Consider the following 22,251-nt stretch of genomic DNA (forward strand, 5'->3'; position numbering starts at 1 on the left):
CATGAGCCCGGTGGCACGTTCGTTGATTCATAAGAAGACCGCCGATCCCCCATCCGTGGGGGGTGTGTCGACGCGGCGACGACATGGCCGCCGATGCACCTCCCGCGCATCAACGACATCACGCCTCGGGCAGCGCCCGGCGGCGGACCCCACGAGGAGGTGAGTGCTTTATGAAACGACGGTTCCTTGCGATCGGGCGCGTGCGCCGCCGCCCTCACCGCGCGGGGGCGCTCGCGCGCATGCACCCGCTCGTGAAGCGCGGCGTCCTCGCCGGCGCCGCCGCGGCGACGTTCGGGTGCAGCGCGGGCCCCGAGACGGACAGGCACGGTTCCGGCGGGAGCGGCGGTGGCAGCGAGATCCAGGCGGGCGACGCGCCCGCGCTCGGGACGGCCTCCGCGGCGCTGGCGAGCGACGGCGTGGTCTGCGTCGCGATCCAGCGCGGCGCCGGCGGCACGGTGAGAGATGCGACATTGTGGCAAAACGCTGCGAGCTGGAACGACTCTGACTCTCCCAACCTGTGGACAGGATCGGTGCCCAGCGCGGGAGTCCGCCGATCGATCCTGCGTTTCGATCTCTCTCCCGTGCCCGCCGGGGCGACGGTCGTCTCTGCCACGCTCACGCTCCACCAGACGTACAAGGCCGAGGGCAGCGCGATTGGCGTTCATCGCGTCACGGTCCCGTGGGAGGAGCGCTCGGTCACGTGGCGGAGCCTCGGCGAGGCCGGCTACGAGCCGGCGCGCGCGGCGACGATCGCGGCCGACGCCGGCGTCGGCGCCCGATCGGCGGACGTGACGTCGCTCGTGCAGGCGTGGGCGCTCGGCGCCGCGGAGAACCACGGCGTGCTCCTCGACGAGGCGCCCGCGCGCAACACGGGCCTGAGGAGCAGCGAGATCGGCGCCGCGGCGGAGCGCCCGCGGCTCGATGTCTGCTACGTGACGTGCTCGGACGGCGCGAGGAACGGCGCCGAGACGGGCGTCGACTGCGGGGGCCCGCGGTGCGCTCCCTGCGCCGGGGCGTCGCCGTCGGCGACGAGCGGCGCGAGCGGCGCGAGCACGTCGGGCGGCGCGAGCACGTCGGGCGGCGCGAGCACGTCGGGCGGCGCGAGCACGTCGGGCGGCGCGAGCACGTCGGGCGGCGCGAGCACGTCGGGCGCGGGAGGCGCTCCGTGCGTCGACCCGCGCGCGATCCCGCCGGATCCGACGCCGCCCGCGTGGCTCTCCGGGACGGGGCTCTACGTCGACCTCGCGACCCGCTCGCGCGCCGCGGGCACGGCGGAGTTCCGGCCGGCGTACGAGCTCTGGTCGGACGGCGCGGCCAAGCGGCGGTTCGTGTACTTGCCCCGCTGCGAGACCGTCGACACGCGCGACATGGATCACTGGTCTTTCCCGGTGGGGACGCGCTTCTGGAAGGAGTTCCGCGCCGACGGCGTCACCGTCGAGACGCGGTTCATCCACCGGTTCGGGCCGGGAGCGGACGACTGGGTGTTCGCCGCCTATGCGTGGGATCCGTCGCGGGACGACGCGTACCTCGTCGAGGACGGCGTCGAGGACGCCCGCGGGACGGGGCACGACATTCCGCGGACGGAGCATTGCTGGGAGTGCCACGGCAAGCTCCCGGAGCGCGTGCTCGGCTTCAGCGCGCTGCAGCTGAGCCACGCCGGCCCGGGGGAGACGATGGCCTCGCTGAGCGACGCCGGGCGGCTCAGCGTGCCCTTGCGCGGAGGGTTCCACCCGCCGGGCGACGCCACGGCGGCCGCCGCGCTCGGGTACCTCCACGCGAACTGCGGGAACTGCCACAACAGCACCGGGGTCGCGACCTTCCGGACCCGCCTGCTCGCGGCGAACACCACGGTGGAGAGCACGGACACGTACGCGACCGGCGTCGGCGTGGCGCCGAGCTTCTGGGAATCCGGGGTGCGCCACCGGATCACGGCGGGGGATCCCGAGTCGAGCGCCGTGGTGCGCCGGATGGCGCAGCGCGGGTCGCGGGCGCAGATGCCGCCGATCGCGTCGGAGGTCACCGACGCGGCGGGGCTCGCCGCGGTCCGCGCCTGGATCGAGCGCTTACGGCCGTCCGCCACCGGCAGCGGCGGCGGCGGCGCGAGCGCTGGCAGCGGCGGCGTCACGGGCAGCGGCGGGGGTGCGGGCGCGGCCAGCGTGAGCGCGAGCGCCAGCGCCGGCACGGGCGGCGCCAGCGCCGGCACGGGCGGCGCCAGCGCCGGCACGGGCGGCGCCAGCGCCGGCACGGGCGGCGCCAGCGCCAGCGCCGGCACGGGCGCGGGCGGCGGCAGCGGAGGCGCGGCGTGCTCCGGCGTGCCTCGGCTGAAGCTCACGCCGGTCGCCTCCGGCCTGGAGATGCCGCTCTTCCTGACGAGCCCGCCGGGGGACACCTCGAGGAAGTTCGTCCTCGAGAAGGCGGGCGTCGTCCGGCTCATCAAGAACGGCGTGCTCCAGGCCACGCCGTTCCTCGACATCCGCGGCGGGACGTCCTGCCCGCCCGCGGCTCCGGAGAGCGCGAACCCGCTCGTGTGCACGCCCAGCGCGCTCGCGGAGGGCGGGCTGCTCGGGATGGCGTTCCACCCCGGCTACGCGTCGAACGGGCGCTTCTGGCTGTTCTACACGGCCGCGCCCAGGGGCAACGTCACCATCGCCGAGTTCCGCCGCTCCGCCTCGAACCCCGACGTCGCCGACACGGCGCCGGGGAGCCTGCCGGTGCGGAAGCTCCTCGACGCGCGGCACGGCGGCTGGAACCACGCGGGCGGCACGCTCGCGTTCGGGCCGGACGGCTACCTCTACGCCTCCGTCGGCGACGCCGCGGCCACGCCCTACGCGACCTCTCCGGCCAAGGACCTCTCGTCGCCCCTCGGCAAGATCCTGCGGATCGACGTGGACACCGGGCTCGGCCCGGCAGGCAACCTGTCCGGCGCCGGCGTGAACCCGCTCGTCTGGGACTACGGCCTCCGCAACCCGTGGCGCTTCAGCTTCGACCGGCGCACGGGGGACCTGTACATCGCCGACGTCGGGCAGAACGCGTGGGAGGAGCTCAACATCGAGCCCGCCCGCGCCGGGCGGCGCAACTACGGCTGGCCGACGATGGAGGGCGACCACTGCGTCTCCGCCGGGTGCACGCGCGTCGGCGTCGCGCCCGCCGTGGAGCACAGCCACGCGACCGGCGCCGGCGGGTCGATCACGGGCGGCTACGTCTACCGCGGCGCCGCGATCCCGTGCCTCCAGGGGAGGTACGTCTACGGCGACTACGGGACCCACCGCTTCTGGACGTTGCGGTGGGACGGCGGGGCCGTGCGCGACCACGTGGAGATCACGGCGGACCTCGCGTCGAGCCTGCCAGCGGCCTCCTTCGGCGAGGACGCCGCCGGGGAGCTCTATGTGATCATGATCACCGGGGAGGTCTTCCGCATCGACGCGAGGTGAGCCCCGGCCGCGTGGTGCGGCGGGCGCTCCAGCCCGCCGCCGCTCCGCAGCTCACCCCGCGAGCTGCCCGTACCCGGCCCTGAGCTTGGCGAAGCGGGGCCGCCAGGCCCTGCTCTCGGCGAGCATCTGCGCGGCGCGCGTGAGCAGCAGCGCCACGTCCTCGTGGCGGCCGGCGTCCAGGAGGGCGCGCGCGCGCCAGTAGAGCAGCTCGAGCCGCTCGTCCGCGCTGAGCCCGCCGCCGATGTCGCCCGCCGGCTCCGCCTCCTCGCGCAGCGCCGCCCGCGTGCGCGCGCTCTCCAGGCTGTAGCGCGGGTCCCTCACGGCGAGCTGCATCGCGCCGAGCAGGGCCTGCGCGTAGGGCGGCAGATCCGCGACCGCGCCCTGCGCCCGCAGCCACCGGAGCTGCCGGCTCGCCTCCACGTGCTCGTCGCGCATCGCGTGGATCCGCGCGAGCAGGAGCGCGCTGTCGTAGACCGGGCGGTCGGCGAGCTGCTCGTCGAGCGCGCGCGCCTGCCGCACGAGCGGCAGCGCCTCGTCCTCGCGGCCCCACAGGTAGAGCAGCTCCGAGAGGCGGATCGTCGCCTCGCGCTCCGCCCGGGCGTTGGCCTCCTCGCGGGCGAGCGCCACCGCGCGCCGGAGGTCGGCGATCCCGCGGCCCGGCTCGTCGAGGGCCGGCCAGAGCTCCGCGCGCCGGACGAGCGCGGCGCAGAGGTGGACCCGATCGCCGCGCTCCTCGCACGCGCGGACCGCCTCCTCGAAGCGCTGCTCGGCCTCGTCGAGCTGGCCCGATTGCGCGAGCGCGCAGGCCAGCAGCGTGAGCGCCGTCACGTGCGCGTCGTGGTCGGCGTCGCGCACGCTCTCCGCGCCGCGCGCGAGCCGCTCGAGCGCGTCGGCCACGTTGCCCTTGCGGAAGGCCGACCGGCCGGCGGCCACCTCGAAGCGCGCGGCGAGCGCGGCGTGCGCGGCGTGCGCGACGTCATCGCCGTCGCGCGCGTCGAGCAGCGGGAGCACCTCCTCGACGCGCGCCGCCGACTCCTCCCAGGCGCCGGCCCAGTCGAGCGCCGTCGCCTCCTCGAGCAGCGCCTCCGCGATGAGCCGGCCGTCGCGCATCGTCCGCGCGAGCGCGCCCGCGGAGCGGAGATCCTCGAGCGCCTCGCCGGTGCGCAGCACGCGGTAACGCACGCGCGCGCGGCCGAGCAGCGCGAGGTAACGCCGGCGCTGATCGTCGCCGTCGGCCCAGAGGAGCGCGGACGAGTAGTGGCCGTCCGCGACGGCGTTGTTGTGGCGGTCCCGCTGGAGATCGCCGAGGACCAGGTACGCGTGCGCCGCGCGGGCGCGCGCCCCCGCGGCCGCCGCGTGGCGCGCCACGGGCTCGAGCAGCTCCGGCGCCCGCGGCCGCGTCTCGGCCAGCGACTCCCAGACCGCGAGCGCGTGCCGGTGCAGCCCGGCGCGCTGCTCCTCCGTGAGCAGCGCGTAGATGGCCTCCTGCAAGAGCGCGCTCCGGAACGTGTACCGGGCCCGGCCGCGGGCCGCGTCCTCGCGCGCGCCGCGCGGGACGAGGATCCCCCGCGCGGCGAGCGCGCGCAGGCTGCTCGGGACGTCGAGGCGCGGGGCCGCGGCGCCCTCGCGCTCGCCCTCGTCCTCCCTGCGCGAGTCCTCGCGCTCGCCCCCGCGCGCCACCTCGCGCTCGAGCGAGCGCTGCGCGCCCTCCGCCACGTCCTCCGAGAGCTCGAAGCCGAGCACGGCGCACAGCCTCGCGCACGCGGCGAGCTCCGGCGGGAGCGCCTCGAGCTGCCGCGCCGCGAACCACTGCCAGGCGGTCGACGGGGGGAGCTTCTCGAGCTCGGCGGTCGCGAGGTGGCAGCTGCTCGACCTCGCCCGCAGCCGCACGAGGCCCGCGCGCTTGATCGCCCGGGTGAGCTCCACGAGGCCGCGCGGGCTGTAGCCGGCCCAGGCGCAGATGCGGCGGAGCGCCGCGCTCGGCGGGTGCTCCGCGGGCCGGAGGAGCTCGGCGCAGAGGAGCAGCCCGGCGGCGTCGTCGAGCGCCGGCAGCGCGATGTGGTCGCGCGCCGTCCTCCGGGCGCCCAGCGTGTAGCGCCGCGCCGCGAGCTCCGGCCCGCCGGTGAGCAGCACCCAGAGCGGGAGCGGCGCCTCGCGCCGCGTCGCGAGCTCGAGCGCGTCGAGCGCGATGTTGTCGGCGAGGTGCGCGTCGTCGAGCACGAGGACGACGGGCCGCTCCATGGCCCGGCGGCGGAGACCCTCGGCGAGCGCGCGGATCGCGCTGCCGCGGTGCGCCCACCCCCGGAGCCGATCGGTCGAGGGCTCCCTCCAGCCGAGGAGCGCGGCCACCGCGGGCCACACCTCGCCGCCGAGCGGCAGGCCGAGCCGCTCGATGCAGCGCGCGCGCGGATCCCGCGGCGCGTCCCCGGCGCCGCGCTCGCCGGCGTCACCGGGACCGCCGGAGATTCCGGTGTCAGTGTCCAATTCCGGCCTGAGCACCTCGGCGAGCAGCGCGGCCGCGGTCGTCGCGGCGCGGCCGCCGGGGCGCGCGGCGATCTCCGGCTCGGCGCGCAGGGAGATGACGAGCGCGCCCGGGTGCGCCCGGCGGCTGCTCTCGGCGATCTCCTCGGCGAGCCGCGACCTGCCGGCGCCGCGCTCGCCGGTGAGCAGGCAGAGGCCGGGCCCGAGGCCGGCGAGCGCGCGCTCGCGGCTCTCCTCGACGGCGGACAGGGGCTCGCCGCGCCCGACGAGCGGCAGCGGCGCGGCGCGCGCCGCGTCGCGATCGCCCGCGGGCGAGGGCGCGTCCGGCGCGAAGAAGTAGCGGCCGTCCTCGCTCGCCGCGGCGACGTCGAGGCCGGGGTGGGCGGTGACGAGCTCGGCGCTGAGCGCGATCCCGCGCCACGGCTCCGCGGGCAGCCACGACTCGGGCCGCTCCACGGCCATCCCGGCGACGTGGAGGCCCTCGGCGTCGCGGCGGAGCTTCAGCGGCGCGACGTGGATCGCGAGCGGCGCGCCGACGGACGCGACGATCTCCCGGCCCGCGAGCAGCGCGCGCTCCGCGGCGGCCTCCTTCGGCCCGGGGAAGTACGCGACGAACCGGTAGCCCCGCTGCCGGGCGAGGTGCCCGTCGTGCCGGGCGACGGCGGCGCGGACCTCGGCCTCGGCGCCGCGGGCCTCGAGGGCGAGCACCACCGTGTCGTGCCGGTCCGCGGAGCTCGACGCGGTCTCCTCCGCGTCGTCCGCGCGCGCCGCGGCGCCGCCCGGGCCCCTGCCGGCCGGCGCGAGCGCCGCGCTCGCGGCCGACGCGAGCGCGGCCCGCAGCGCGGCGGCGTCGCGCGGCCGGAGCGCCCGCTCCTTGGCGAGGCAGGCGAGGACGAGCTCCTCGATCGGCGGCGGGACCGCGGCGAGCGCGCCCGGCCGGGGCGGCCGCCGGCGGAGGTGCGCCTGCGCGACGCTCGCCGGGTCGCCCGCGAACGGCGCGCGCAGCGTGAGCAGCTCGAAGAGCAGCGCGCCGAACGCGTAGAGGTCCGCGCGCTCGTCGACCGGCTCGCCGCGCAGCCGCTCGGGCGACATGGGCTCCGGCCGCCCGAGCAGGGCGCCCAGCGTGGCGAGCGCGCTGTCCGCCGGGTGGCAGGCCACGCCGCGGACGCGCTGCGACAGGCCGAAATCGAGGAGCCGCACGCCCCCCCCGGGCTCGAGGAAGACGTTCTCGGGCGCGAGGTCCTGGTGGATCAGCCCGCGCTCGTGCACCGCCTCGAGGCAGCGCAGCACGGCGAGCGCGACGTCGACGGCGGCGCGCAGGTCCAGCGCGGCGGGCAGGCTCTCGAGCCGGGACGCCAGGGTCTCGCCTTCCAGCCGCTCCATCGCGATGTACGCGCGGCCGTCCTCGAGCACGCCGTTCTGGTGGAGGCGGGGCGAGACCGGCGGGCCGAGCTGCTCGAGCGCCCACGCCTCGCTGCGGAAGCGCTCGCGCGCGAGCAGCGAGTGGGCCCTGCTGACCTTGAGCACCGCGCGGGCGCCGTCGTCGAGCCGCGTCGCTTCCCAGAGGAGCGAGAACGCGCCCGCCGCGAGCGGCAAGCCCACGTGGAACCCCGCGAGCGAGGGCGGCGGCTCGGCGCCGAGATCGATCGACGCCGCGCGGAGCGGCGCCTGAGCGCCGTCCGCGGGGCAGGAGGCGAGGGCGGCGAGTCGGCGATGACAGGAGGGGCAGCGCGGCACGAGAACCTCGGTGACCTCGGATGGGCCCGTCGCCATGGGTGGCCGATGTTACCGGGTGTCCCCGTCATCATGAATTGGAAAAACCGACGTTGAGCGGCGCCGCCTTACGCCCATGGCGAAAGCGTGCGGCGTGGTCGCGAAGTACAGCGTGGGTGTCGCGTCGACACGGGCGGACAGCGGCGGAGGCTGTCGTCGGCGCGGCCGAGGCGGTGCGGCGGTGTTCGCCCGCTTTTCCTGCGGGTGCGGGCTGCCGTGCAGGCGTGTGCGCCGGCGGTCGCCTTGTAGATGCCGAGTCGCAGGGCGTCGGATTGTTGTCCAGCCCGATCGTCGGCGCGGCTTACGCTGCGCGGGGCAGGGACGTGTGGTGTATGCTGCAGCGACCGGCCGGAGGGGTGGATGATCCATCGACAGACGGGCGAAATCGAGCTTTCATCCGGGGCCCGCATCGGTCCCTCGTACTCGGAAGCGCAGTTCCTGGCGTCGCCGCTGGCGCGCACGGCCAAGGCCCTGAGCAAGACGCACCCGTGGAGCGGATACCGGACGTCGCGCCAGCGCATTTCGCACAAGACCTTCCGCGTGACGCTGCACTTCTTCAGCGGCAAGCTCGCCTCGATCGAGCTCTTCGAGGTCGGCGCGGAGTCGAAGGCGTTCTGGAACGACTGGTCGGAGAAGGAGGAGGCGGAGCGCAAGGCGAGCCACGACGCCTGGCTGGAGTCGATGCTCGGCGCGCCGCCGTACGACTACCCGTGGGGGAGGATCACGTCGGAGTACGACCTCCGGGGCGGCTACAGCAGCATCGTTGTGCGCTTCGGCCCGCGCGAGGGCGCGCCGGCCGTGCGCTGACGGCGACGACGGCTACAGCGCGCGCCGGTAGCGGATCTCGGGCAGGCTCCCCGGGCCGACGGGCGCGGCCCGCCGCGCGCCGTCGAGGGTGAAGCCGGAGAGCTCGTAGAAGCGCCGCGCGCGGGTGTTCCCCTCGAGCACCCAGATCGTCATGGTCCGGTGGCGGCGCCGGGCGAGGTCGGCCTGGGCCGTGTCGAGCAGCGCGGCGCCGAGCCCGCGGCCCCACGCGGCGGGCAGGAGGTAGATCGTGTAGAGCTCGCCGACGTCGCCTGGGTCGTCGTCGTCGTCGCGCGAGGGGCCGGCGCTCGCGAAGCCGAGCGCGGCGCCGCCGGTGCAGAGCAGGAAGGCGCGCGTGCCGGTCGCCGCGCCGTGGCTCAGGATGCGCCGCCAGCTCGCCTCGCGCGCCGGCGCCGAGAGGGCGTTGAGCACGGCCGCCGGCACGAGGCCGAGGTAAGCGGCTCGCCACGAGTCGACCTCGACGCGCGCGATGGCGACCGCGTCCGCGGGCTGCGCCCGGCGGATGACCGCGCTGGTGATCGGCTCCGACATGGGATCTCGCGCGACAGTATGCCCGCCGCCGCCCCGCGGCGCCCGCGGTCTGGTGCGCCTGTCGGCCCGCCGCCGCCCCGCGGCGCCGGCGGTCCGGTGCGCCTGTCGGCTCCCGCCGCCGTCCAGCGGCGCCCGACGGCGCATTCATCCCGCCGCTCCATTCTCTGCCCGCGCGGGTCCCTTAAGGTCCCTGGCGTGACCGGAGGCGCGGCCGGATCCCGAGACCGCGCCGGAGGAGGGAACCATGCTGTGTCAGGAGATCATGAAGAGGGAGGTCCAATGCATCATGGCCGAGGACACGATCCAGGCGGCCGCGAGCAAGATGCGCGACGCGAACGTGGGCTTTCTCCCGGTCTGCGACAGCGCCTGGCGGGTGCTCGGGACGCTGACGGATCGCGATCTCGCGCTCCGGGTCCTGGCCGAGAGCCGCCCGCTGAGCACGAAGGCGGGCGACGTCATGACCCGCGAGGTGGTCGCCTGCCGGCCCGAGGACGACGTGCTGCGCGCCGAGCAGCTGATGGGGCAGCACCACAAGTCGCGCGTGCTCTGCACCGAGGCGGACGGCCGGCTGGTCGGCGTCATCAGCCTGTCGGACATCGCGCAGCGCGAGGATGACAGAAAGGCCGCGCAGACCATGCGCCGCGTCACCGAGCGGGAGTCGGCGCACGGGGCCGGGCCGGGATAGACCCGGAGCGCCGCGCGTGCGGCGGCGAGGCGAGGCGCGCGGCGGGCGGCGCGCGGCGCTGCGCCGCCGGCGCGCCGCCTCAGGCAGGGGAGGCGAGCCCGGCGGGGCAGGAGACGCCGGTGCCCCCGAGGCCGCAGTAGCCGCCCGGGTTCTTCGCGAGGTACTGCTGGTGGTAGTCCTCGGCGTAGTAGAACTCGGGCGCGGTCAGGATCTCGGTCGTGATGGCGCCGTGGCCCGCGGCCGAGAGCGCCTTCTGGTACGCCTCGAGCGAGGCCTTGGCCGCGCGGCGCTGCGCCTCGCTGTAGCAGTAGATGCCGGAGCGGTACTGGGTGCCGACGTCGTTGCCCTGCCGCATACCCTGGGTCGGATCGTGGCTCTCCCAGAAGAGCTTCAGCAGGTCCTCATAACGTATCTGCTTCGGATCGAAGACGACGCGCACGACCTCGTTGTGGCCGGTCAGGCCCGAGCAGACCTCGCGGTACGTGGGGTTCGGCGTGTACCCGGCGGCGTAGCCGACCGCGGTCGAGTAGACCCCTTTCGCCTGCCAGAGCTTCCGTTCGGCGCCCCAGAAGCAGCCCATTCCGAACATGGCCATCTCCAGCCCCTCCGGGAACGGCTCGGTCATCCGGTTGCCGTTCACGAGGTGCCGCTCGGCGACGGCGATCCGTTCCTTCCGGCCCGGGAGCGCCTGCTCCGGGGTCGGCATTCTCGCCTTCTGCGACATGAATCCCATGGCGCACATCATGGCCCCGTTCCGCGGCGTCGACCAGCGCCGGGCGCGCGCGGGCTTGCGTGCCCCTGCGCGTGCGGGTAGTCTCGCCCTCGGCGCCCAAGCAGCGCCATCCATGATCTCCGCCCGCTGACCCCAACCGGTTCGACCGTCCCGTCGCTCGTCCTCGTCGGCGCCGTCGGTGTCGTCGGTAACGCCCAGTTCGTCGCCTGAGGCGGCGGGCGCGGGGCGTACCGTCTGTGACGCCGATTCCGGCGAGGGAGGCGCGTTATGCGCCTGCGCGGGGCGACCTGGCGAGTCAGTCAGAGGCCGACGTTCCGCCGGCCGTGTCCTTCTGCTGTGGAGATCATCCTATGAGAAAGCTCAAGTACCACGTGGCGACGACCATCGACGGCTTCATTGCCCGGAGCGATGGATCGCCGGACATCTTCCCCTTCGAAGGCGACCATGTCCCCGACTTCACCGCGGCGCTCCGGTCCTACGACGCCGTCGTGATGGGCCGCCGGACGTACGAGTACGGGTTGAACCTCGGCGTGACCGATCCGTATCCCTGGATGGATACCTACGTCATGTCGCGCACGATGAAGGAGAGCCCGAACCCGCGCGTGAAGGTCGTGTCGGAGGACGGGCCTGGGGTCGTGCGCCGGCTGAAGGAGCAGCAGGGCGGGGACATCTACCTGTGCGGCGGCGGAGAGCTCGCGACCGCGCTGCTCCACGAGGGGCTCGTCGACGAGGTGATCCTCAAGGTGAACCCGTTGCTGCTCGGCGAGGGCGTCGCGCTCGCCCCGGGGCTCCGCGCCGTGACGAGCCTCGAGCTCCTGTCGACGAAGGTCCACAGGAACGGCGTCGTCGTCGTGCAGTACGCCGTGCGTCGCTGAAGACGGCGCTGCCCGGGGGGGCGCTGCGGGGGGGGAGGCGCTGCGGGGGGGGGGGAGGCGCTGCGGGGGGGGAGGCGCTGCGGGGGGGGAGGCGCTGCGGGGGGGGGGAGGCGCTGCGGGGGGGCGGCGTTGCGGGGGAGGCGGCGTTGCATGGGAGGCGGCGTTGCGGCGCAGATCGTCGCCGCCGCGCTCGGCGGCCGGGCGGATGGAAGGGGAAGGCGTGATAGGATGAGGCCCTGTTCGCCGGGAACCCAATACCGCCCGCCGGCTCACCGAGGACATCCGGACCGGAGCGCCGCGGTTGGCGCGCGGCCGTTGGCCCGCGCCTCCGCGAGTACCTCGTGCTGCTTGCCGGCAGCCTGGCGGCGGGCGGCTGCGGAGCGCTCTTCGATCAGGTCACCGCGACGATCTCGCCCGAGTACTTCCTGGAAGGAAAGGGCCTCACCTCCTCGGGGTTGCCGTTCCGTTTGGCGGTCGCGTGGACGGGGTTCCGTGGAGGATTGCCGCTCGGCGCGCTCGTCACGGGGGTTGGCCTCCTCCGCGCCTCGCGGGGCGCCGGCTTCTCCTGGCGCGCATGGCTGAGGCGCATCGCCGCAGCGCTCGCGGCGGCGCTCCTCGTCTGCCCCGTGCTCATGGCGGCGCTCGACCCGTTCGGCATGCGCGAGGCGAGCCTCGGCGTGTGGTCCCCGGGCGTCGCGACGCGTTACCTCGTCTGCTGGGGGCTCCACATCGGCGCCTATCTTGGCGTAGTTATTGGAATTTTTAGGGATTCCTCTTCGGCAGAGGCAGGGCGGCCACCGTGATCTGCCGGCTGCCGGGGGGCTCATTCCAGGAGAGCTCGCGGGCGCGCAGCAGCCGTGCGCTCGTGTGCTTCACCCTGGCTCCGCTCCGCCGATCGCCTCGGCGGTGAGCAGCCGTGTCCTCCGGCCCGACGCGAGCGTGAGGTGCTGTCCCCAGCTCGTCTGGTGCGGCACTTCGCCCTCGACCATCCTGGTCTCCCGGATGGCGAACCCCGCGGCGAGGTAGGCGGGGCGCAGCGTCTCCTCGATCCAGGCGTCCGACAGCTCGGGCAGGCCGAGGCGCGTCGCGTACGGCCGGTCGTCGAAGACGCTCTGGTTGAGGAGGGCGATCAGCTCGCCGCCCGGCCGGACGAGGCGGCGCAGCGCCTCGAGCACCGGCGGCTCGGGCAGCACGAGCGCGGAGAGGAGCGAGGCCCAGGGGAAGTTCAGCGTGAGGGTGTGGGCGAGCCCGCTGAGCTCCTCCGGCAAGGTCTGCACCGACGCGACCACGAAGAGCGCGTTCGGCCGCCCGCCCCGCGCGACCTTGCGGCTGGCGCGCCACGAGACCTCGCGCATCCGCTCGCCCGCGGGGTCGACGCCGATGCAGAACGTGTCGGGGTGGGCCCCGGCGGAGCGATACACGAAGCGGCCGTCGCCGGTGCCCACGTCGATGAGGACGCGCGGGTAGCCGGCGATCTTCGCCTCGACGTCCGCGCGCGTCCACGAGAGGGAGGTCTTGCCGAGCTGCACGATCATCGTCACCTCGATCGCCGCCGCGCCCCGGACCGACGCCGGATCCGCGCCGCGCGTGTCGTCACCACGGCGTGCGGAGCCCGGTCGGGATCCAGGCAGCCATGGCACAGGCGAGCGGCAGCGCATGAACCATGGTGAGCTGCCCCCGTCTTACCGCCTTTCCGCGCCGCCAGCCGCCCCCTCAGCGCCCCCCGCCGGATCCGCTCGCGGCCGCGAGCTCCCGGCAGGCGATGCTGCGCGCGAGATCGTCGCTCGCCTCCCGCAGCATCCGGAGCAGCATCGGCAGCCGCGGCTTCGCCGGCGGCGCCCCGTCCGGGGCCTTCTGGAGCGCCGCGAGCAGCGCCTCGGCGCGCTCGAGCACGCCGCGCTCGACGCGGTACGAGGGGAAGAGGTGCGTGAAGTACGCGGACGCGAGCTCGTGCGTCCGCGTCTCGAACACCTGCTGCACCCGCTCGAAGAACGCCCCGGCGTACGGCTCGAGCAGCGCGCGCTGGAACGACCAGTTGAAGCCCGACATCGCCGCGCCCGTGAGGTGCAGCGAGCCGTACCCGCCCTCGTGGAACCGCTCCCACGCCGCCGCCTTCGCCGCCGCGTCCGGCCGCGCCGTCTCCGCGCGCAGCGCCGCGCGCTGGCCGCGATCCGACGGGTCGCGCTTGCGCTCGGCCGCGAGCCGCTCGGCCGCGCCCGCCATGCCCCGCGCGACCCACTTCACGGCGACCGTCCAGCGCATGTCCTGATCGATCTCGAGCCCGCCCACCTCGAGCTCGCCGTCGACGAGGCGCGCCGCGAGGGCGAGATCCGGCGCGGCGTAGGCCCCGTTGAGGAGCGCCCGCGCCCACACGATCTGCGCGTCGCCGCGCGGCGCCGCCCGGAGCGCCGCGAGCGCGAGCCCCACGAACGCGCTCGCCTCGGCCTCGCGCATCGCGTCCGGCACGAAGCGCGCGAGCGTCGTCACCGCGTTCGTGAGCACCGGCTCGACGAGCGAGAGGTCGGGCTCGGAGGGCAGCTTGTCCCGCACCAGCGCGAGGTACGCCGGGGAGGGGAGCTTCTGGTCGCGCACCATGCTCCAGAGCGACGACCAGAGCAGCTGCCGGAGGAGCGGGTCCTCCACGCGGCCCATGTGCTCGCGCACGAACGCGAGCGACCCCGGGTCGAGCGCGATCTTCGCGAACGTGAGGTCGTTGTGGTTCGGGAACACGAACAGCGGCGCCCGCCGCCCCCGCGCCCCCGCCACCTCGGTCGTCGCGCCGTCGATCTCGGCGGGCACCGAGTCGACGACGAGCGCGCCGGCCTCCTCGCGCGCGAGCGCCACGTCGATGCGGTGCGGCCGGAGCGTCGGGTAGTCCGCCGGCGCGGTCTGCACGACCCGCAGCTGCCCGATGCGGTCGCCCTCGGTCTCCCACTCGGCGGTCAGCGTGTTGAGCGACGCCTGCTCCAGCCAGACGCGCGACCACGCGCCGAGGTCGCGGCCGGAGCCCTCCTCCAGCGCGTCCAGGAACTCGCGCAGGGTCGCGTTGCCGTACTGGTGGCGCTTGAAGTACCGGCGCATCCCGTCGCGGAACGCCGGCATGCCGATCGCCGCGACGAGCTGCTTCATCGCGGCGGCCCCCTTGCCGTACGTGATGCCGTCGAAGTTCAGGAACGTGTGCTCGGTGTCCGCGAGCTCCCCGGCGATGGGGTGCGTGGTCACGAGCTGGTCCTGCCGGTACGCCCAGCCCTTCATCACGTTGAACACCTTCCACACGGCCGGCTGGAACCGGGTCGCCTGCTCCATCGCGAGGAAGGACATGTACGTGGCGAAGCTCTCGTTGAGCCAGAGATCGTTCCACCAGCGCATCGTCACGAGGTTGCCGAACCACATGTGCGCCATCTCGTGGAGCACAACCTCCGCGCGCGAGAGCCGCTGGTGGTCGGTCGGCGGGTCCCGGAAGATCATCCGCTCGCTGTAGGTCACGGCGCCGACGTTCTCCATGGCGCCGGCGTTGAACTCCGGGACGAAGATCTGGTCGTACTTGGTGAACGGGTAGGGGTAGTCGAAGAAGCTCGGGTAGAAGTCGAAGCCCTGCTTCGTGATGGTGAACAGCTCCTCCGCGTCGAGGTGCTTCGCGAGCGACCTCCGGCAGTAGAGCCCGAGCGGGATGCCGCGGTGCTCGTCGCGGACGCCGCTGTAGGGGCCGGCGACGAGCGCGAAGATGTACGTGCTGAACCGGGTCGTCTCCTCGAACACGCGGGTCGAGCGCCCCTCGCCCGCGGCGATCGTGCGGGTCACGCGGGCGTTGCCGATGACCTCCCAGTCGTCGGGGGCGGTCACGGACAGCCGGTAGCTCGCCTTGATGTCCGGCTGGTCGAAGCACGGGAAGAGGCGGTGCGCGCTGAACGGCTCGAGGTCCGAGTAGACGTACTCCTCGCCGTCCTCCGGGTCGCGGAAGTGGTGGAAGCCGTCGCCGGTCGTGTCGTAGTCGTTCTCGTAGACGATGCGCACGCGCGTCTCCGGATCGAGCAGCTTCCCCGGGAGCCGGACGCGGCAGTCGGACCACTCGGGCTCCACCGCGACGCCGCCCACCTCGAGCCGCTCGATGCGCCGGCCGCGGAAGTCGATGAAGGTGTCGCCGCCGCCGCGGACGTCGAAGTAGGCGATGGCCTCGCCGCGATAGCCGCGGGCGCCGCGCGCGAGATCGATGGCGAGCTCGTAGCGCACGTTGCCGATGCGCGCGGCGCGCTCCTGGGCCTCCTCCTGGGTGAGCACGTCCCGTCCAGGGCTGCCGGTCTTGTCCGTCATGCATGCACCCTAGGACGAACCGCGGGAGGGTGGCCAGCGCATCCACCACGGTCGCGATCGTCGCCCCGGCGCGGTGTGGCCGCGCGCGTCACGCGCGTGGGGGGCGCGCTCGACGCGGCGCGGGGGAGCGCGCCGCCTGGGCAAGGCGCGCACGGTGTGGGCGAGCGCGCGTGCGTGTACGAGCCACCCCGGCGGGCGGTGGCCGCCGGCGGCGTTCGGGCGGTGGCCGCTGGCGGTGTTCGGGCGGTGGCCGCTGGCGGCGTTCGGGCGGTGGCCGCCGGCGGCGTTCGGGCGGTGACCGCCGGCGGCGTTCAGCCGGCGGGCGGGGGGCGTCGCCAGGCGATCGTGGCGACGATCCCGGCGAGCGCGCCGATCGCCTGGAGGGTGTGGGCGAGCACCGAGACCGCGACGGCGGCGCTGGTGGAGAGCCCGAGCAGCGGGGCGGCGAGCGTGAAGGCGCCGTCGGTGGCGCCGATCTGGGCGGGAATGAGGTCGCCGAGCGCGGTGCCGATCACGGCCACGCCGTACGCGGCGAGCGCGCGGAGGGGGCCGCTGTCGGCGCCGACGGCGGCGAGGAGCACCGCGTACTGCGCGGCCTGGAGCGCGCGGCCCGCGCAGAACGCGGCGAGCGGCCGGAGCGGGACGGGCGGGTGCTCGCGGACGGCCTCCTGGAAGGCGGCGGTGGCGTTGCCGGCGCGGGCGAACCGCCGGGCGAGCCACGCGAAGGCGGCGCGCTGCCGGGCGGCGAGCGCGACGCCGGCGCCGCTCGCGACGGAGACGGCGGCGTGCGCGAGCAGGGCGAGCGCGAGCGGAGAGGCGCCGCCGCTCTGCCACACGGCCGCCGCCGCGAGGAGCGAGGTGGGGGCGAAGGAGAGGAGCGCGAGCGACTGGTTCGCCGTGGCGATCGCGGCCGCGCGCGGGGCGCCGACGTACGGCGAGAGCAGCGCGGCCTTGACCGCCTCGGCCGCCGCGCGCCCGGCCGGCATCAGCGTCGCGACCGGGTAGGCGACGACGTGGATGCGGGCGAGCTCCGCGAGCGGGACCCGCCGCGGCCGGCAGAGCGTGTAGGTCGCGAGCCCCTCGCAGCCGATGCGCGCCGCCTCGAGCGCGACGAGCAGCGGCAAGAGCGGCGCGGCGCGCCTCAGCGCCTCGAGCAGCGCCGCGGCCCCGGCGTGCCGGACGAGCGCCGCGAGGCCGGCCAGCCCGGCGACGCCGAGCGCCGCGTGGAGCACCGCCCGGCGCCGCGCGCGGCGGGCGGCGGCGCTGCTCGAGCGCCCCGGGCCGCTCGAGAGCCCGGCGCCGCTCGAGAGCCCGACGCCGCTCGAGGCCGCGGCGGGCGCCTCCTCCGGCGCGCTCCCGGCGTCGCTGCCGGGGCGTTCCTCTGCCGCTCCGGCCGGAGTCCAAGGCGTCATGGAGAGAGATCGCGGTGCCAGGCGCGTGCCGGCGCGGCGTGCGCGTCGCGTGCGCACGCGACCGCGGCGTTCCGGGCGGAGCGCGGGCGCCCGGCCGGGGCGCCAGGACGTCCACCGCCGCGCCCCGCTGCGTCTATTTTCTGTTATGCCAATTGACACAACAGAAATTCCAGATCATCCTGGTGCTCGTGGCAGACACAGCAGGTGGTCGTCCTCGGGGCAGGCCGAGGAAGGATCCCGAGCGGCTCTCGACGTGGGTCCCGCCCGAAGGCTGGTCACGCCTGGTGGCGTGGATCTCGCCGGAGGAGCGGTTGGCGCTGAAGCGGGTGGCGCTCGAGGCGAACACCTCGGTCGCGGATCTCGTGCGCGCCCTGGCCAGCGGCCTCGCCGGGGGGGTGATCACCCCGGAAGAGCTGCTCGGCCACGTGAGAAAGGGGATTCAGGTCATGGAAAAGATTCCGACGATGTTCGACCGCGGCGAGGACTTCAAGGTGCTCCCGCGGCCGCGTCAGGGTTGCGAGTGGGTCTTCGCGGGCGAGGGCCGCCCCACCGAGAAGCTCGACGGCACGAACGTGCGTGTGACCGTTCGTTCGGGCCATGTGGTCCGGGTCGAGAAGCGCAGGAATCCGAGCAAGCTCCAGAAGCAACAGGGGATCATCGACGGCTGGTATGTCGACGCGGACGAGCACGGACCGGAGGACAAGTGGGTCTTCGAGGCGGTCCGCGGCACGAGCTTCGAGGGCTGGCCGGACGGCGAGCATCCGGCCGAGGCGCTCGGGCCGAACATCCAGGGCAACCCGCTCGGCCTCACCCGGCACCTGTGCGTGCCGTTCAACCTCGAGATCCCCGTCTACGACGAGGTCCCGAGGACCTATGACGGACTGCGCGAGATGTTCCAGCAGCTGGAGAGCCGCTTCGCCCCGGGGCACCTCGCCGAGGGCATCGTGTTTCACCACCCCGACGGCCGGCGCGCCAAGATCAAGCGCAAGGACTTCCCGGGGATCTCCGCCAGATCGCGGTGAAGGCGCGCCGCGCACGAGAGCGGTGGCTGGAACACCGATCGCGTTGTATCGAGCGAGAGATGAACGAAGGCGCAGAGGACGCCAAGAACGCCAAGAAAAAGAAGATGTCGTGGCGTCCTTGGCGTCTTGGTGGCTCGAAGCTCTGCGCCTTAAGGGCGGGTTCCGCCGCCTGAGGTGGCCGATTGCCTCAGGCGGCGTCTCGTGCGGCGCGTCTGCGATCTCGTGGGGTCAGCCCTTCGGCTTGCCGTTCGCGTCCCACTCGGCCCAGTACCGCTCGAGCCCGGTGTCCTTCAGCGCCTTGGTGAGGAAGCGGCGGTCGATCCAGGGCTCGACGTCGAAGGTGTTCCTGATCAGGCCGAACTTCTTCGAGTCGCCGATCGCGGACTTGTAGCGGGCGAGGATGTACTCGTCGAGCAGGGGGCTCGCGTTCTGCTTCATGTCCTCGCCCTGCTGGGCTTCCTTGTAGTTCGAGAAGGGCGTGCCCGACTTCGACCACAGCTGGAAGATCTGGGTGCGGTTCTTCTCGTCGCCGACCCACGCCGCCGTCTTCACGAGGATCGTGATGAACCGCTGCACGACGTCGGGATACTCGTTGATGAAGTCTTCCCGCGCGAGGATGCCCGAGTTGCTCGGGTAGGTCGGCGAGTCGCCCTTCGTCGTGTAGACGATCTTGGCGATGCCCTGGTCGCGGAGAGAGAGGTAGTCGGTGCCGCCGAACACCGCGTCGATGTCCTTCGTGGCGAGCGCCGCCTTGGCCGTGGACGCGTCCATGTTGATGGCGCGGATGTCCTTCTCGGTGAGGCCGTGGCCCTCGAGGATCCGGTTCGCCGACAGCTGGGTCGCCGTGCCCTTCTGGAAGGCGACCTTCTTGCCGCGCAGGTCCCGGACTCCGTTGATGGGCGAGTCGGAGGGCACCACGAGGTAGGCGTGGCCGCGCCGGCTGGCGGCGGCCAGGAGCCGCGTCTTCAGCCCGCTCGCCCGTCCGACGACCGAAGGCAGGTGGCCGTGGCTCCAGATGTCGAGCAGGTTGTTCGCGACCGCCTCGTTGACGGCAGGGCCGGCGCCGCGGAAGAAGTTCCACTTCACCTCGATGCCGTCTTTCTTGAACTCCTCGGCTGCGATGCCCTGGATGTGCAGCAGGGAGAAGACGCTGCCGCCCGTGACGGGGCGGTTGCCCACGCCGACGCCCGGCACACCGATACGGATCACACTGGGCGCAGCGGCCCTGGCTCTGCCCGCGAGGAGCGCTCCGGAGACCGCCGCCGCCGCGCCGCCTAAGAACTGACGTCTATCCATGGCGGGGTCGAGATGCACCGGGCGTGCCGCGCTCTAGAAAGCCTTCCAATTCCGGGTCGAGCGCGCCGCGCTGCTGCTCCGGGAGCACCCGATCCGCAGGCGAGTGCTGCTCTCGCCGCACGGCGGGGCGCGCGCTGCTTTGGCTGGCAGGGACGGCGCCAGGGAAGGTAGGGTGCCGCCATGTCGATCCCCGATCTTGCGCGTGTGGGAGCCTTCCTGGAGGAGGTCGCGGGCGAGCACATGTTGCCTTTCTGGCGCCGCCTCGCGCAAGACGAGGTGACGCTGAAGGCGACGGCCTCCGACCCGAGCGACGTGGTGACCACGGTGGATCTCGCGGTGGAGCGGCGGGTGACCGAGGGACTGCGCGCGCTGCTGCCCGGATCGGCGGCGGTGGGCGAGGAGGCGGCGCACGCCGAGCCGCGGCTCCTCGACGCGCTCGCCGGCGACGGCTGGATCTGGCTCATCGATCCGATCGACGGAACGCGGAACTTCGTCGCGGGCAACGACCGCTTCGGGGTCATGGTGGCGCTGGTGAAGGCGTCGGTGACGCGCGCGGCGTGGATTCACCTGCCCGCGCGCGGACAGACCTTCTCCGCCGAGGAGGGGGCGGGAGCCTTCCTGAACGGCGCGCGCTTCCGCGCCGAGAGGCCGGACGGCGAGGGAGCGCCGCGGGGGACGATCTACGGGACGTTCATGCCGGGCGAGGTCCGCGCCGAGATCGAGGCGCGGGCGCTGGGCGGTCATGTGCCCGAGGAGGGCGCGGGCAGCGCCTGCGTCGAGTATGCGAGCCTCGCGCGAGGCCAGAAAGATTTCTGCGTCTATTACCGCATGCTGCCGTGGGATCACGGCCCCGGCGCCCTGATCCTCCGCGAGGCGGGCGGCGTGGCCGAGCACCTCGATGGGACGCCCTACGCGGTGACGAGCAAGAACCAGGTGACGATCGTCGCGCGGAGCAGGGGAGTCGCCGATGGGATCAGGCGGAGGTTGTCCGCGGGGGGCGGCGCCTAGGACACCGATCATGTTGATCGAGCGAGAAATCAAGCGCCAAGGACGCCAAGGCGCCAAGGACGCTAAGATATTTTCTTCTTCTTGGCGTCCTTGGCGCCTTGGCGTCCTTGGCGCTTCGAATTCTGCTCGTTTCAGTCTGGTTCAGCCCGATTGTCGCTCTAGGGCGTCAAGTCCAAGGATGCCTTCGGCGATCGGGCCCGTGGCCCCCAGCTCGGGGAGAGGGAGGTTTATCGTGCGGCATCATTGCGTGGACTTGCAGGTCTCACCGATACACACGTGGTTGTCACCGCACTCCGCGTCCGACGTGCAGTACTGGGCGTCCGGACCCTCGCAAATGCCGTCGTAGCAGACCTGACCACGGAGGGGGCAATCGGCGTCGATCGTGCAGGACCCGGCGCCGTTGCTGCAGGTATTGTCTCTTGCACAGAGGAGATCCAAAGGGCAATCCGCGTCTACGACGCACTCGGGGTCGGGCGGCGGCGAGCAGGACGCCGTGCCCTTCACCGGCCGAGTAGACTTGCAGACTTCATCGATGCACACGTGGAACAGAGGGCAATCCGCGTCCGACGTGCAGGAGTCCCGCCCCGCCGGACCCTCGCAAATAAAGCCGCCGCCGCTCTCGCCGCAGTTCTGTCCCTCGATGGGGCAGCCGACGTCGGGCGTGCAGGAGAACGCATCGTCAAGACCGCAGGACTCGCCCCAGAGGCAGTAGAGATCCGAAGGGCAATCCGCGTCCGCGAAGCACACGCAGGATTTCGCGCCCTCGACGCAGGCGCCGCTCACGCAGGAGAGCCCCGAAGGGCAATCCACGTCCGCGACGCAGCTCGCCTCGCACGTGCCCGCGCCGGAAGTCTCCCCTTCGCCGCACCCGGAGTCGGCGTCGCCCACGACCTGCTGCTTGTCTTGGCCGATGGAGACCTCGGAGGTACACGCGAACATCGCCGTCGCGATCGTCAGGCCCGCTGCGCTGATGAGCTTCTGGATTTTCATAATCGCTCCTCTCTACCGGCTCATGGCCGCGAGCGGAGCGATCCGTGTGAGAAAAGCCCTCTCGAGTCATTTCCCTTCGCACGCGGCGCGCACGCGAGCCGAATACGGTGAGCCGGGGCTCTGCCGCAGGAAATCGAGCATCGCCGCGCGACCCTCCGCTGTCCTGCCGAGGTTGCACAGCGCCACGACGCGGGCGGCGGCCCGCTCCTCCCGCAGCTCTTGCCCGCCCGCATCCGCGACGTCGAGCAGCGCGAGCGCGCGCTCCGGGTCGCCGCGCCGGAGCGATTCGTGGACGTCGCGCAGCCGCCGCGTCTCGGCGACGAGCGGGTCTTCCGCCGGCACCCCGGGCGGCGCTGCCGGTGCGCCGGAAGGGGCGGCCCGAGGCGCCCTCCAGGGCGCCTCGGGCCGCGCGCTCGTAGCCTGCGGCGGATCGAGCTTCTTGCCTTCCGCGGGCTCGATCGGCAGAGCCGGCTCGCGCGGGCTCTCCGCGGGCGCGCGGTCGTCGCTCGCTGGCGGCTGCGCCGCGGCCGCCGCGCGCGCGCGCCCGGCGATCACGGCGCCGGCCGTGCTCGCGCGCGGAACGGCCTTCGGCTCGCCCTGCGTCGTGTGCAGCGCGGCCACGACCGCCGCGGGCGCGAGCAGCGCCACGATTCCCCACGGCAGCGCCGCCTTCGCCGAGACCATCGCAAAGCCGGTCTTCGCGGCCCCGCCCGCCGTGAGGGCCGTGCCGACGGCCAGGCTCCGGCGGAGCTTCGCGCGCACGCGCGCGCGGTCCGCCGCCGTGCTCCGGTCGCCGTTTCGGGCGGCGTCGATGATCGATCGCGACACGGGCCCGAGCTGACTCATGCCTCCCTTCCTTCCTGCGGGCTGCACGCCGC

General features: G+C 74.0%; 16 protein-coding genes. 7 read left to right on the top strand and 9 right to left on the bottom strand.

The window, feature by feature from the left end; all coding sequences use genetic code 11:
* Positions 1-170: 170 nt before the first annotated feature.
* Positions 171-3,431 carry a PQQ-dependent sugar dehydrogenase gene (locus WMF43_RS12855; RefSeq protein ID WP_437680183.1) on the top strand — a complete coding sequence of 1,087 codons (3,261 nt, stop codon included), beginning with the start codon at positions 171-173 and terminating at the stop codon, positions 3,429-3,431.
* Positions 3,432-3,482: 51 nt separating this feature from the next.
* Here WMF43_RS12855 and WMF43_RS12860 read toward each other — a convergent pair whose 3' ends face one another.
* On the bottom strand, positions 3,483-7,685 hold the full coding sequence (locus tag WMF43_RS12860) for a protein kinase domain-containing protein (RefSeq protein ID WP_437680185.1): 4,203 nt from the start codon (positions 7,683-7,685) through the stop codon (positions 3,483-3,485).
* 360 nt (positions 7,686-8,045) lie between these two features.
* Between WMF43_RS12860 and WMF43_RS12865 the strand changes: the two genes are divergently transcribed.
* Positions 8,046-8,492, top strand: coding sequence for a hypothetical protein (locus tag WMF43_RS12865; RefSeq protein ID WP_437680187.1), 447 nt, complete (start codon positions 8,046-8,048; stop codon positions 8,490-8,492).
* 12 nt (positions 8,493-8,504) lie between these two features.
* Here WMF43_RS12865 and WMF43_RS12870 read toward each other — a convergent pair whose 3' ends face one another.
* Positions 8,505-9,041: an N-acetyltransferase family protein gene (locus WMF43_RS12870; protein WP_437680189.1), complete on the bottom strand. Its 537-nt coding sequence runs from the start codon at positions 9,039-9,041 to the stop codon at positions 8,505-8,507.
* 244 nt (positions 9,042-9,285) lie between these two features.
* Between WMF43_RS12870 and WMF43_RS12875 the strand changes: the two genes are divergently transcribed.
* Positions 9,286-9,726, top strand: coding sequence for a CBS domain-containing protein (locus WMF43_RS12875; protein ID WP_437680191.1), 441 nt, complete (start codon positions 9,286-9,288; stop codon positions 9,724-9,726).
* Between the two features lie 79 nt (positions 9,727-9,805).
* Here WMF43_RS12875 and msrA read toward each other — a convergent pair whose 3' ends face one another.
* Positions 9,806-10,468, bottom strand: coding sequence for a peptide-methionine (S)-S-oxide reductase MsrA (gene msrA / locus WMF43_RS12880; RefSeq protein WP_437684000.1), 663 nt, complete (start codon positions 10,466-10,468; stop codon positions 9,806-9,808).
* Positions 10,469-10,809: 341 nt separating this feature from the next.
* Here msrA and WMF43_RS12885 point away from each other — a divergent pair, with 341 nt between their 5' ends.
* A complete protein-coding gene (locus WMF43_RS12885; RefSeq protein ID WP_437680193.1) occupies positions 10,810-11,334 on the top strand; it encodes a dihydrofolate reductase family protein in 525 nt (174 codons plus the stop codon).
* Positions 11,335-11,675: 341 nt separating this feature from the next.
* Entirely contained in the window at positions 11,676-12,137 is a 462-nt protein-coding gene (locus WMF43_RS12890; protein WP_437680195.1) for a hypothetical protein, read from the top strand.
* A 69-nt stretch (positions 12,138-12,206) separates the two neighbouring features.
* On the opposite strand, the gene WMF43_RS12895 is transcribed toward WMF43_RS12890, so the two are convergent.
* From WMF43_RS12895 to WMF43_RS12905, 3 genes are all read right to left on the bottom strand, one after another.
* Positions 12,207-12,869, bottom strand: a complete 663-nt coding sequence (locus WMF43_RS12895) for a class I SAM-dependent methyltransferase (protein WP_437680197.1) — start codon at positions 12,867-12,869, stop codon at positions 12,207-12,209.
* A gap of 178 nt (positions 12,870-13,047) precedes the next feature.
* On the bottom strand, positions 13,048-15,645 hold the full coding sequence (gene pepN, locus WMF43_RS12900; protein ID WP_437680199.1) for an aminopeptidase N: 2,598 nt from the start codon (positions 15,643-15,645) through the stop codon (positions 13,048-13,050).
* 311 nt (positions 15,646-15,956) lie between these two features.
* Positions 15,957-17,057 carry a lysylphosphatidylglycerol synthase domain-containing protein gene (locus WMF43_RS12905; protein ID WP_437680200.1) on the bottom strand — a complete coding sequence of 367 codons (1,101 nt, stop codon included), beginning with the start codon at positions 17,055-17,057 and terminating at the stop codon, positions 15,957-15,959.
* Positions 17,058-17,209: 152 nt separating this feature from the next.
* On the opposite strand from WMF43_RS12905, the gene WMF43_RS12910 reads away from it, so the two are divergent.
* Complete coding sequence (locus tag WMF43_RS12910) at positions 17,210-18,079, top strand: hypothetical protein (protein ID WP_437680202.1); 870 nt, start codon at positions 17,210-17,212, stop codon at positions 18,077-18,079.
* Positions 18,080-18,307: 228 nt separating this feature from the next.
* Here the strand turns inward: WMF43_RS12910 and WMF43_RS12915 are convergent, their stop codons facing one another.
* Positions 18,308-19,288, bottom strand: a complete 981-nt coding sequence (locus WMF43_RS12915; protein WP_437680204.1) for an ABC transporter substrate-binding protein — start codon at positions 19,286-19,288, stop codon at positions 18,308-18,310.
* Between the two features lie 267 nt (positions 19,289-19,555).
* Here WMF43_RS12915 and WMF43_RS12920 point away from each other — a divergent pair, with 267 nt between their 5' ends.
* On the top strand, positions 19,556-20,383 hold the full coding sequence (locus WMF43_RS12920) for an inositol monophosphatase family protein (protein WP_437680206.1): 828 nt from the start codon (positions 19,556-19,558) through the stop codon (positions 20,381-20,383).
* 240 nt (positions 20,384-20,623) lie between these two features.
* On the opposite strand, the gene WMF43_RS12925 is transcribed toward WMF43_RS12920, so the two are convergent.
* Together WMF43_RS12925 and WMF43_RS12930 are read right to left on the bottom strand one after the other, a co-directional pair.
* Positions 20,624-21,373 carry a hypothetical protein gene (locus WMF43_RS12925; protein ID WP_437680208.1) on the bottom strand — a complete coding sequence of 250 codons (750 nt, stop codon included), beginning with the start codon at positions 21,371-21,373 and terminating at the stop codon, positions 20,624-20,626.
* 66 nt (positions 21,374-21,439) lie between these two features.
* Positions 21,440-22,219 carry a hypothetical protein gene (locus tag WMF43_RS12930; protein WP_437680210.1) on the bottom strand — a complete coding sequence of 260 codons (780 nt, stop codon included), beginning with the start codon at positions 22,217-22,219 and terminating at the stop codon, positions 21,440-21,442.
* Positions 22,220-22,251: the final 32 nt, after the last annotated feature.

This window comes from Sorangium sp. So ce131, assembly GCF_051519095.1.
In the GTDB taxonomy this organism is placed as follows: Bacteria; Myxococcota_A; Polyangia; order Polyangiales; family Polyangiaceae; genus Sorangium.